General features: G+C 69.5%; 11 protein-coding genes. 3 read left to right on the top strand and 8 right to left on the bottom strand.

The window, feature by feature from the left end; all coding sequences use genetic code 11:
- Positions 1 to 33: 33 nt before the first annotated feature.
- The 4 genes from A7B18_RS09945 to A7B18_RS09930 are packed head-to-tail and all read right to left on the bottom strand — an operon-like array spanning position 34 to position 5159.
- Positions 34 to 894 carry an ABC transporter permease gene (locus tag A7B18_RS09945; RefSeq protein ID WP_102126539.1) on the bottom strand — a complete coding sequence of 287 codons (861 nt, stop codon included), beginning with the start codon at positions 892 to 894 and terminating at the stop codon, positions 34 to 36.
- Between the two features lies 1 nt (position 895).
- On the bottom strand, positions 896 to 1852 hold the full coding sequence (locus A7B18_RS09940; protein WP_102126538.1) for an ABC transporter permease: 957 nt from the start codon (positions 1850 to 1852) through the stop codon (positions 896 to 898).
- Positions 1852 to 3390, bottom strand: coding sequence for an ABC transporter substrate-binding protein (locus tag A7B18_RS09935; protein ID WP_102126537.1), 1539 nt, complete (start codon positions 3388 to 3390; stop codon positions 1852 to 1854). The genes A7B18_RS09940 and A7B18_RS09935 overlap by 1 nt, the downstream gene beginning before the upstream one ends.
- A 23-nt stretch (positions 3391 to 3413) precedes the next feature.
- Positions 3414 to 5159: a M28 family peptidase gene (locus A7B18_RS09930; RefSeq protein WP_102126536.1), complete on the bottom strand. Its 1746-nt coding sequence runs from the start codon at positions 5157 to 5159 to the stop codon at positions 3414 to 3416.
- A gap of 79 nt (positions 5160 to 5238) precedes the next feature.
- On the opposite strand from A7B18_RS09930, the gene A7B18_RS09925 reads away from it, so the two are divergent.
- The gene (locus A7B18_RS09925; RefSeq protein ID WP_102126535.1) at positions 5239 to 6036 is read left to right on the top strand and encodes an IclR family transcriptional regulator; all 798 of its coding nucleotides are present in this window, start codon (positions 5239 to 5241) and stop codon (positions 6034 to 6036) included.
- A gap of 78 nt (positions 6037 to 6114) precedes the next feature.
- Here the strand turns inward: A7B18_RS09925 and A7B18_RS09920 are convergent, their stop codons facing one another.
- Positions 6115 to 6411, bottom strand: coding sequence for a hypothetical protein (locus A7B18_RS09920; protein ID WP_146009513.1), 297 nt, complete (start codon positions 6409 to 6411; stop codon positions 6115 to 6117).
- 180 nt (positions 6412 to 6591) lie between these two features.
- Here A7B18_RS09920 and A7B18_RS09915 point away from each other — a divergent pair, with 180 nt between their 5' ends.
- Positions 6592 to 6765 carry a hypothetical protein gene (locus tag A7B18_RS09915; RefSeq protein WP_180970097.1) on the top strand — a complete coding sequence of 58 codons (174 nt, stop codon included), beginning with the start codon at positions 6592 to 6594 and terminating at the stop codon, positions 6763 to 6765.
- A gap of 79 nt (positions 6766 to 6844) precedes the next feature.
- On the top strand, positions 6845 to 7831 hold the full coding sequence (locus A7B18_RS09910) for a GGDEF domain-containing protein (RefSeq protein WP_102126533.1): 987 nt from the start codon (positions 6845 to 6847) through the stop codon (positions 7829 to 7831).
- Between the two features lie 121 nt (positions 7832 to 7952).
- Here the strand turns inward: A7B18_RS09910 and A7B18_RS09905 are convergent, their stop codons facing one another.
- From A7B18_RS09905 to A7B18_RS09895, 3 genes are all read right to left on the bottom strand, one after another.
- The gene (locus A7B18_RS09905; RefSeq protein WP_102126532.1) at positions 7953 to 9287 is read right to left on the bottom strand and encodes a GH1 family beta-glucosidase; all 1335 of its coding nucleotides are present in this window, start codon (positions 9285 to 9287) and stop codon (positions 7953 to 7955) included.
- A 223-nt stretch (positions 9288 to 9510) separates the two neighbouring features.
- The gene (locus tag A7B18_RS09900; RefSeq protein ID WP_102126531.1) at positions 9511 to 10395 is read right to left on the bottom strand and encodes a carbohydrate ABC transporter permease; all 885 of its coding nucleotides are present in this window, start codon (positions 10393 to 10395) and stop codon (positions 9511 to 9513) included.
- Positions 10392 to 11366, bottom strand: a complete 975-nt coding sequence (locus A7B18_RS09895) for a carbohydrate ABC transporter permease (protein ID WP_102126530.1) — start codon at positions 11364 to 11366, stop codon at positions 10392 to 10394. The genes A7B18_RS09900 and A7B18_RS09895 overlap by 4 nt, the downstream gene beginning before the upstream one ends.
- Positions 11367 to 11525: the final 159 nt, after the last annotated feature.

The following is an 11525-nucleotide window of genomic DNA, read 5'->3' as shown; positions in this document are numbered from 1 at the left end:
GGTCTGTCTGGCATGGACTCTCCTTGCGGGCCTTCAGCCCGTCGGCTCGGTGGCGTCCCGCAGGGCGTCGCCCAGCAGGTTGCTCGCCAGCACGGTGACGAGGATCAGGAAGCCGGGGTACACGGCGAGCCGGGGAGCGGTGTAGAAGTAGTTCTGCGCGCCGCTGAGCATGTTTCCCCAACTGGCGGCGGGGGGCTGGATACCGAGCCCCAGAAAGGACAGGGCGGACTCGGCCAGGATGGCGGTGCTGATGCCGACGCTGGCATTCACGATCAGGGTGGGGAGAACCTGGGGCAGCACGTGCCGGAACAGCACCCGACCGTCGCGTCCCCCCAGCGCGCGGGCGGCCTCGACGTACTGCTCCTCGCGGTACCTCAGGACCTCGCCGCGCACCAGCCGGGCCAGGCCCATCCAAGAGGTCAGGCCGATCACGAGCACGAGGGGCACCAGCCCCGGGCCGAAAAAGGTCAGGGTGAGCACGCTGACGAAAAAGGCGGGCAGGGCCAGGATACCGTCGGTAAACCGCATCAAGAGGCCCTCCAGCCACCCGCCGTAGAACCCCGACAACGCCCCGACCAGCGTGCCGACGAGGAGCGAGACGAGCACCGCGAAGAGCCCCACCAGCAGGCTGACGCGCCCCCCCAGCATCAGCCGCACCAGAACGTCACGGCCATTCTCGTCGGTGCCCAGCGGGTGTGCCAGGCTCGCGCGGCCCAGGGGGTTGCCCAGGTCGAGGGCGTTGGGATCGACGGGCCGCAACACCGGCCCCAGGAACGCGAACAGGACGACCGCGAGCAGGACGGTCGCTGCTACGACCGCCACTGGATCGCGCCGCAGCCGCCTCCAGGACCGCCCGGCTGGAGCCAGAGGAGGGTTGAACACTTGGGCGGTCACGTCAAGCCTCCATCCGGACCCGGGGGTCGATCAGCGGGTACAGCAGATCGACGAGCAGGTTGAACAGCACCACGGCCAGCGCCACTACCAGGGTCACGCCGAGGATCAGCGGATAGTCGCGCCCCAGCGCCGCCTCTACGCTCAGGCGTCCCATGCCGGGCCACGCGAAGATGGTCTCGGTCACGGCAGCACCCCCCACCAGGCGGGGAAGTTGCAGGCCGATCACCGTGACGACCGGGATCAGGGCATTTTTCAGGACGTGGCGCCGGTTCACCGCGTGCTGCGGCAGCCCTTTGGCCCGCGCCGTGCGGACGTGATCGAGCCGCGCGGCGCTGCGGACGCTCGACCGGGTGTAGCGCAGCAGCTCGGCGATGGACGCACTCGCCAGTACCACGGCGGGCAGCAGGAGGTGGCGCAGCAGGTCCGGAACATTGCCCTCCATCCCGGTGGTGTGCATCCCGCCCGCGGGCAGCACCGGGCGCAGGACCGCGAGGGCGATGATCAGCATCAGGCCCAGCCAGAAGACGGGCACGGCCAGCACCACCACGCTCACCACGCTGACGAGCCGGTCGAGCCACGAGTGCGGACGCAAGCCGCACAGGGTCCCCAGCGGCACCGCGACGAGCAGCGTCAGCGTGAGGGCGGCGCCCGCCAGGATCAGCGTGTTGCCCAGCCGCGAGCCGATGACCTGCAAGGTGGGCGTGCCGAACAGGAAGCTCTGGCCGAAGTCGCCCCGCACGGCATTTCCCACGAACTTCAGGAATTGCACGGGCAGGGGGTCGCCCAGCCCCAGCCGCGCCTCGATGGCCGCGCGCTCGGCGTCCCGCAGAGCCGGGTCGGCCAGGAGGGAAGGCCCGCCAGGCGCCAGCCGTACGATAAAAAACGTCACCACCGCCACGACCGCCAGCACGACGAGGGCGTGCAGCACGCGCCGGGCGACGTATCCGGGGCTGAGCATCAGCGCAGGTCGAACCGCTCGGTGTAGCGCAGGGCGTCACGGATGCCCAGGTCGGGGACGCCGATCAGCCGCCGACTGATGGCCTGGAGTTCTTTCGGGTAGTAGAGGACGAGCACGGGCGGGTCCTGCATGGTCAGCCGCTGATAGGCGTTGTAGATGTTCTTCCGGGCGGCCACGTCCACCGTCTCGCGGCCCCGCTTGAGCAGGGAGTCGGCGCGGGGGTTGCTCCAGCTCGCCTCGTTGTTGTCCTGGCCGGTGCCGTAGAACGAGTACTGGTCCGGGTCGGGCGGCGTGGTCCACCAGATCAGGTTGGCGTCGTACTTGCCGGGAATCAGGTAGTCGCGCACCAGGGTGGCGAACTCCAGCGTCTGGAGCGTCACGTCCATGCCGACCTTTTTCAGGTCCTGCTGCACGGCGAGCGCCGCCTGCTCGCGCGTGGCGTTGCCCTTATCCACGATCAGGGTGAACTTGAAGGGCTCCCCCTTGGCGTTCACGAGCACGCCCTGAGCGTTGGGCCTCCAGCCCGCCTGCGCGAGCAGCCGCCGCGCCTGCGCCGGGTCGTAGGTGATCGGCTTGATGCTCTTGTCGTAGTACGTCCGCAGCGCCGTGGGGATGGTGCCCGTGGGATAGTCGGCATAGCCCTTGAGGATGCCATCGATGATCGCCCGGCGGTTGACCGCGTACTGCATGGCGCGGCGCACCGTGGCGCTGGTGAAGAGTGGGTTCTTCAGGTTGAAGAAGACGAGGTAATGCTGAATCGCGTCGGCCTGCTTGATGGTGACGTTCTGCGCCCCCTGGACGCTCGGAAGGTTGCTGGGCTCCAGCGTCACCCAGTCGAGCCCGCCGGAACGCAGTTGGGCGACCTGGGTGTTGAGGTCGGGCACGACCTTGAAGGTGATGCCCGCCAGCTTGGGCGCGCCGCCGTAGTAGTCCCTGTTGGCGACCAGGGTGACGCTCGCGCCGGGCACGACCCGGGAGACCTTGAAGGGTCCGGTGCCGACGGGCGTCTGGCGGTTGAAGGCAGTCGCCGAGTTGAGGTCCTTGCCCTCCAGCAGGTGCTTGGGCAGGATGCCCGCGTTGTGCCCCAGCAGGATCAGGAACGGCGCGAAGGGACGCGAGAGGACGAAGCGCACCGTGTTCCTGCCCCGCGCCTCCACCGACTTGATGGAGCTGAAGTCGGACGCCAGCCGCGAGCCGCTCTTGGGGTCCCGGGCCGTGTTGAAGGTGAACACCACGTCGTCGGCGGTGAAGGGCCTGCCGTCGTGCCAGCGCACGTCGTCGCGCAGGGTGAAGGTGTAGACCAGGCCCCCGTTGGTGATCGTCCAGCTCCGGGCGAGGTCGGGGACCGGCTGGAGGTCCTCGTTGGGCCGCACCAGGCCCGGGAAGATCACCTTGTTCACCAGGATGCTGCCGAGTTCCGGCGCGATCAGGGGGTTCATGATCGGGTCGTTGATGAGCGGCAGTTGCAAGATGCCTTGCTGCGCGCCCGCGACCCCCACACCTAGAGCGAAACTCAACGCCGTCAGCATTCGTTTCATGACTGTCCTCCTTGGACGGGAAGTTAGGTGCGTTCCAGGGCCGTGCGAACGGCATCCCGCGCGTCGCCGAGGTGGGCGAGCAGCCGGTTCTGGCCGCGTCGCGCGTGGGTGAGCACGAAGCCGCGCTCCTTAGGACTGACCTCGGCGAGCCGCCCCAGGACGGCGAGGTCGGGCAGCGGCGGCACGTGCTCGGCGGGGTCGTGGAAAAAAGCGGGGGCCTGCGAGTAGTTCGCCTGGACGAGGTGCCGGGCCAGCGAAATCAGCGCGGCGTTCACCCGGCGCACGGCGGGGGACGCGAGGGACTCGCCGCTCAGCGCCTGTGCGGCCCGGGTCAGCCTCTGCACGTCGAGGCGCAGCTCGTGGACCGCCGTGCGAGCTGGCCCCAGGTCGAAGGCCGTTCCTGCCGCCGCCGCGTACTCGTCCAGCGCCCCATCGAACTCGTCGAGCGTCCGGGTGTAGTCGAAGGGAATGACGGTCGCGTTGGCCGTGCGGTAGGCGGACAGCAGGTAAATCTGCATGTCCTTGAGCAGAATGTCGCGGTCGGCCACCTCCAGGGTGTCGTCCTCGGTGTGCCAGGCGATGTTGCCGCCGCAACCCCCGACCGCGTAGTACCCCTTCTCGGCGCGCAGGTCGTCGGGCATGGTCGAGAGCAGCATGAAAAACCCGCTGAGCCCGATGTTGTTGAAGGAGTAGTCCCCGGCACGCACCGGGCGCTCGGCGTGCATCTCCTGGCCCGTCACGTCGCGGATGATGTCGCCCACCCAGGGGACAGCCTCCGCCATCACGCTCACGTCCTTGTACTCGGTGGCCCAGCGGCAGCCCGGCGAGTCGCAGTTGATCTGGGCGACGCAGTGGCGATACAGCTCCAGGGCGAAGTGGTCGGCGTACCAGGTGCTCCCGGCATACCGCCCGGTCGAGTGCCCGGGCCACCAGGCGATCCGCACGCTGCGGCGCAGCTCGGCGCGGTGGTTCCAGAGGTTGCGGGCCACTTCGAGCAGGGTCGCGTCCCCGACCGCGTTGTCCCCCACCCCGTAGTCCCACGAGTCGTAGTGCCCGTGCAGCAGGACGAAGGCTTCGGGGTCCTCGGTGCCCGGGATGGTGACGACGGGAATGGGCGAGGGGAACCAGCCCTCCTCCAGGTCGGTGGTGAACACGGCCTCGGCCCCCGCCCGGGCGAACTCGATCAGGCGGTCCCCGTCGGGGCGGTTCACGTTGGCGACCGCCACCTGCGGTTTGCGCGGCAGGTCGTTCAGGTCCGGGGTGCCCCAGATGCTCGTGCAGATGCCCCAGTGGGCCCGGTTGCCGGGGTTGATGGCGATCACACCCAGCGCCCCGCGCCGTTCGAGTTCCCGGATCTTGCCGGGCATCCCGAAGCCCTCGGTCACCACGATCTTGCCCCGCACGTCAACTTCCCCCTCCAGCAGGGCGCTGGAGAACATGTCGTCGGCGTTGGCCGCGTAGGCGCTGGGCTGGTAGACCAGGGGCGCCGTGAGGCCCTCCCGGTAGATCGCGCTCATCGCCATCGGCTTGGCGGAAAAGGTCTCGCCCCCCACCGTGACGCTCGCCCGGCGCGGCAGGCTGAGGAACAACTCCGGACGGTGAACCTCGACCGGGATGCCCAGCTCGCGCAGGTGACGCTCGATGTGCCCCGCGGCCCGTTCCACGTCGCTGGGGTGCTCGCGCCTGAGAGCAGAGAACGTCGTGATCAGGTCCCACGGCCTTTCGAGTGTCACGGCGTCGAGAAGCTGACGTTCTGCGGCGAGCAGCATACCCATCCCCCTGTGATTCACTGAGTGAACTGACGATTCATTGGATGGACTGAATTTGCGTGTAGTGTGAGGTCACGGTATGTCAAAGTCAAGTGCAGCGCCCGAGTCGTCACCGGAATACACCATCTCCGCCCTGGAGGCGGGGCTTCAGGTCCTCGCGCTGGTGGGGCAGTTCCCAGAACTCAAACTCCCGCAGCTCGCCGCCCAGGCGGGCATGACGAGGAGCAAGGTCTACCGCATCCTTCAGACCCTGGCGCGCCTGGGGTACGTCTGGTTCGACGAGGAGCACGCGGTGCGGTTGGGATCGGCTTCCCTCGTCCTGGGTCAGCAGGCCCGGGAGCAGTATTCGCTGACCCAGGCGGCAAAGCCGATGCTCGACCGCCTCGCCGACGAGACCGGGGAGAACATCCACCTCGTGGTGAGGGAGGGGCAACACTCCCTGGTCGTCGATGTCCGCACCTCACCGCACCCGGTGCGGATGTTCGCCCGGGTGGGGCGCATCGGGCCCCTGCACGCCGGAGGGTCGTCCAAGGTGCTGCTCGCCTACGCCCCCCGGGAGGTGCAAGGCGCCATCCTCGCCAGGCCTCTCGAACGCTTCACGGACGGCACCATCACCGACGCCGCCGCGCTGGAGCGGACGTTACGCCGCATCCGGGAGGACGGGGCGCACGTGGCGATCTCGGACCTGGAGGAGGACACCTTCTCGGTCGCCGCCCCGATTTTCGACGGTCAGGGTCAGGTCGTGGCCTCCGTGAGCATCGCCGGGCCGTTGATGCGCCTAGGCCCCCAGACCCAGGCGCGCTACCTCGATCTGATCCGCGAGGCCGGGCGTGAGCTTTCGGAGCAGTTCGGGTTCTCCGCCGGGTCGGCGCCGTGACGGGGACCGGCTGAGGTCCTGCCCCTGGGGAGGGGAGCGCCGCCGCGCCCGAAGGGGACTCTGCGTCCTCCAGCCGCGTCAGAGTCGGCTGGGCTGCCGCTCGCGCACGGCGCGCTGGCAGGCGTCCTCGATGGTGCGGGCGTCGTCCGGGCTGATGTGGATGCCCGAGGTGACGTACCCGGTGGACACCCGCCCGACGCACGCTTGCAACTCCGCCTCGAAGGCCTGCCGGGCGGCCACCGGGGCGGCCCCGGCCTTCCAGACGCCGGGGAGCAGCCCACTCCCCACCAGGACGAGCATCAGGGCGAATTCGGCGCAGAGCCTCCAGGGGGTCCACCGGGCAGAAGGCGGGCGGACGGTTCTCGGCGAGGACATGCCCTCAGGGTAGGCCGGGCGGGCGGGAAGCGCGTTGGGCGAGCGTCAAGTCAAGGGAGGGGGGCTCTCCCCTCCCCGGTTGGGGGTGGCCGGCGGGACTTTCGACTCCCGGCGCGGGAGCGGATCGGGAGACTCCCAGGGCAGCGGTGAGGCGCTCAGCTCTCCGTGTGTGGGGACAGCGTGCGGATGGCCCCCGCCGTGCGGCAGACCTTCACCCGCCTGTACCGCGAGACCACGGGAAGAACACCCGAGGAGGCCGACCCTTGGCTCGCCGGACTCATCCAGGAGGGCCGCTACCAGCAGGACGTGCTCGGCCTGGTCTCCCCTACCCGCCGGGTGAAGGGGTCCGGCTGACATGAAGGACGGCTTAAGGTTATTGACCAGCCGGTAAGAGGACTGTCAGGGCCGGTCCCGGAGCATCGGGACGTTACCGATGCTGCCCGCCGCCGCCCCCGCCACCCCCCGCGACCGCCTGTTGAGGCTCGGCTGGCGGCCTGCCTGGGCCCTGCTGCCCTTCAGCGCGGCGCTGCACCTGCTGGACGGCAACCTCACCGGGCTGTGGGGCGACGCGCTCTACGCCGGGATCGTCCTGCTGAGCGCGTGGCTGGGGCGACGGCGGCCAGAGTGGGGGCTGGTGTGCTTTTACGCGGCCCTGCCGCCGCTGCTGGCGTGGCTCAGCGGGGGGCAGGGCCTGGGCCGTGGGCTGTCGCCCGACCTCACCGGCTACAGCGCCGCCCTGATCCTTCCCGCGCTGACGGGAGCCCTGTACTTCCGCTTCCGGGGGGTCCTGCTCTTCTTGCTCTACGCGCTGGGGGTCGGGGGGCTGGCCCTGCCGGTGGGGGCCGCGCACCTGAGCGGCGCCGCCTGGAACGTCCTGCTGGCGCTGGGGCTGGGCGGGCAAACGGCGTGGCTGGTGCGGGGAGCCGACCGGGCGGTCGCGGGGCTGCGCCGCTCGGCCTTCGTCGACCCGCTGACCGGGCTGGCGAACCGCCGGGCCTTCGACACGGCGCTCGACGAGGCGTGGGCGGGCGCGCGGGCCGACCTCGCGGTGGTGCTCCTCGACCTCGACGGGCTCAAGGGGGTGAACGACGGGCGCGGGCACGCGGCGGGCGACGAGCTGCTGCGGGGCTTCGCCGCGGCCCTGGGCACCCGCCTGGGCCCGGGAGAGACGGCCTACCGCCTCGGCGGCGACGAGTACGCGGTGCTGTGCGGGGTGGGGCGGGTCCGGGCGGTGCAGGGGGCCGTCCGGGGGGCGGTCATCGAGGTGCAGCAATCGGGTTTTCTGGAGATCGGCGCGAGCGTGGGCAGCGCAGAGGCGGCGGAGGCGGGCAGCAGCGGCGCCCTGGTGCGCCTCGCCGACGAGCGCATGTACACCGAAAAGCGCGGCAAGCCCCAGCGCCGTACCCAGCTCCCCGTGTAGGGGCTTTCCTGTGGCGGGGCGGCTCGCCCTCACGCCTCATCCGCGCGTGGTCAGTGATGGTGTCGTCCCTGGGCCCCTCTCGGAGTGGCCCGGTCTGCCGGGATGGGGAGCGAAACGGGCGTCAGCGGAGGAACTGCCGGTACCAGCGGGCGCTGTCTTTGAGGACGCGCTCCTGCGTCCCGTAATCCACGTACACCAGCCCGAAGCGCTTCTCGTACCCGTAGGCCCACTCGAAGTTGTCCATCAGGGACCACGCGAAGTAGCCGCGCACGTCCACGCCCGCGTTCACCGCGTCCAGCACGGCCCTGAGGTGGGTCTGAAGGTACGCCACGCGCCCGGGATCGTGGACCTGCCCGCCCGTCCGCTCGTCCGCGAAGGCCGCGCCGTTCTCCGTGATGACGACGGGCGGGAGGCTCGGGTAGTCCGCCTTCAGGCGGGTCAGCAGCTCGGTGAGTCCCTGGGGGTAGATCTCCCAGCCCATGTCGGTGACCGGGGCCCCGTCCGGCACCCCGCCGCCCGAGGCGCCCACCACGCCGCGCGAGTAGTAGTTGACGCCCAGGAAGTCGAGTGGCGCCGCGATGAGGGGCAGGTCTCCCTCCTGAACCTCGGGCACGTCCTGACCGCACGCCTCCCACACGTCCCGCGGGTACTCGCCGCACAGCAGGGGGTCGAGGAACCAGCGGTTGAGCCGCCCGTCCGCCAGCCGCGCGGCGGCCACGTCCCCCGGGCGGTCACTCGCGCTCATCTGCGGCCCGAGGTTCAGCACGATCCCCGCCCCCGCGCCGGGAGCGTGGCGCCGCACCTCCGGCAGCGCGAGCGCGTGGCCCAGCAGCAGCCCGTGGGCGGCGGCGAGGGCGAGTCCGCGGTCTTTCAGTCCGGGCGCGTGGTGCCCGATCTCGTAGCTGAGGACGGAAGAGCACCACGGTTCGTTCAGGGTGGCGTAGCTGCGTACCCGGCCCCCCAGTCGCGCGGCGACGGCGGCGCCGTACTCGGCGAAGAGCTGGGCCGTGTCGCGGTTCGCCCACCCGCCCGCGTCCTGAAGCGGCTGGGGCAGGTCCCAGTGGTAGAGCGTGACGTGCGGCTCGATGCCCCGGGCGAGCAGCCCGTCGGTCAGGCGCTCGTAGAAGTCGAGCCCGGCGGCGTTCACCGGCCCGCCGCCGGTGGGCTGCACCCTCGGCCACGCGACGCTGAAGCGGTAGGCGTCCACCCCCAGCGAGGCGATCAGGTCGAGGTCGGCCTCCCAGCGGTGGTAGTGGTCGCAGGCGACCGAGCCGTCGCTGCCGTCGGCGATCCGCCCCGGCTGGGCACAGAAGGTGTCCCAGATCGAGGGCCCGCGCCCGTCCTCGTCCACGGCCCCCTCGATCTGGTAGGAGGACGTGGCGACGCCGAAAGTGAAACCTGCGGGGAAGTCGGTGCGGCGAAGGGTGGTGGGGGCGGGCTGGGCGGTCTGGGTCATGGAAACCTCTGGAGAATGGGGCAAAAGGGGTGTGTCTTTCCGAGGCAGGCAGAGCGAGCAGTTAAGCCGTCCCCTTCCATGCCCGTCCAACAAATAACGACGCGGGTACGTTGAATCTCTTTACTCCTCCCCCTTGAGGGGGGAGGTTGGGAGGGGGTGAACGGGCATGGCATCCCAGAAAAACGGACGCTCGACTCCTGCGTTCACCCACCAGCTAACGAATTCACCCCTTCGTCGAGCCCGCCGTCAGCCCCTCGATAAGCTGGCGCGAGGCGAGGGCGAAGAGGACCAGCAGCGGCACGACCGTCAGGACCACCCCGCACATCAGGGCCCCCCAGTCGGTGTTGGCGATGCCTTGCAGGGTCCGCAGGGCGAGCGGCGCGGTGTACGTCTCACTTGACCGGAAGATGATCAGCGGCCCCAGAAAGCCGTTCCACGACTGCACGAACGTCACCAGCCCCAGGGTCGCCATCGCCGGGCCGGTGAGCGGCACGATGACGCGGCGGAAGATGCCGAACTCGGTCGCCCCGTCGATCCGCGCGGCCTCCACGAGTTCACGCGGAATGCTCGATCCTATGTACTGCCGCATCAGGAAGATGCCGAAGGCACTCGCCATGCCCGGCACCCACAGCGCGCGCGGCTGGTCGATCCACCCCAGCGCCTGCATGATCAGCGCGAAGGGCACGATGTTCAGCGTGGAGGGGATCAGCAGGGTCGCCAGCAGCAGCCCGAACAGCGTCTCCCGCCCCTTGAAGGAGTACATGGCGAAGGCGTATCCGGCCAGCGTGCAGAAAAACAGCGTGGTCACGGTCGTCAGCACCGCCAGGTACAGGCTGTTCCACAAGTTGCGCCAGAAGGGCATCCGCTCCATCAGGCTGCGGTAGTTCTCGTCCAGGTTGTTCCCGAACCAGGTGGGGGGCGGGAGCTGGAAAATCTCGGTGCGCGTGTGCGTGGCGAACACGAACATGAAGTAGAAGGGCGCGACCGTCAGCACCGCCCCGACCAGAATCAGCAGGTACGCGCCGAGGCGGGAGAGGGGCGGCAGGTGGCCTCCGGGCCGGGTGGACGGCCTCGCGCCGGAAAGCTCGGTCGCCTTGACGCTGGTCATCTCTCGTCCCTCCCCGCCAGGCCGCTGCGCCCGAAAAGGCGGTTGTTCACCAGGGTCAGCGCCCCGATGACCAGGAAGAGCAGCCACGACATCGCCGCCGCGACCCCGGCGTCCGAATAGCTCGCGTAGGTGCGGTACATGTACATGATCGTCGTGAGGCCCGCCTGCCCCGCGCCGCCCGTGCCGTTGGTGAGGATGAACGGCTCCTCGAACAGTTGCAGGCCGCCGATCAGGCTCAGCGTCACCGCCACGAACATGATCGGGCGCAGCAGGGGCAGGGTGATGTACCGGAACTGCTGCCCCCCGGTCGCGCCGTCCACCGCCGCCGCCTCGTACAGCTCCCTGGGGATGGCCTGGAGGCCGGAGAGGTACAGCAGCATGTTCCAGCCCGTGTACCGCCAGATCACCACGAGCGCGACGGCGGGCTGCACGTACTCCTTCTGACCCAGCCAGTTGATCCTGTCCGCCGGGAAGAGGCCGCCGATCAGGGGCAGGCCGTGCAGCGCGTTCAGGGCCGCGTTGATTACCCCGTACTGCCAACTGAACAGCGTGAAGAAGATGACCGAGATCGCCACGATGGACGTGATGTACGGCAGGAAGTACACGGCGGTGACGAGGTGCTGCATCCGCCGCAACACGCCCGCCACCGCGAAGGCGAGCGGAATGGCGATCAGGTGCTGCGGCAGGCCCGACAGCACGGCCAGGACCGCCGTGTTCCTCAGCGACTGCCAGAAGGTCGGGTCGGTCAGGTTGTCGGTGTAGTTGCGCAAGCCGACGAACTTCATCTCCCCCAGGCCCGAGCCCGGCTGCCACTGCTGGAACGACAGGTAGGCGTTGAAGAGGATCGGAAAGAGGCCGAAGACGAAGAACAGGATGAAAAACGGGCTGATGAAGATGTACGGCGCGTACCGGCGCTGGAAGTCGGTCCAGCCTCCGCGCCGCGCAGCGGGAGTGGGTTTGCTTGCCAGCATCCTGACCTCGGGGCTGTGTTCTCTAAGAGCGTGTCTCAAAGACTCCCTCATGGGGAGTGGAGCGCGTTGGAATGGCGCTTGCGTTCCCCCCTCCCAGCCTCCCCCGCAAGGGGGGAGGAGCAAAAGCTCATTTTGATCGGATCAGTGACAAGCCCCATC

Source organism: Deinococcus planocerae (genome assembly GCF_002869765.1).
In the GTDB taxonomy this organism is placed as follows: Bacteria; Deinococcota; Deinococci; order Deinococcales; family Deinococcaceae; genus Deinococcus; species Deinococcus planocerae.
This window is presented reverse-complemented; position numbering and strand designations above follow the sequence as displayed.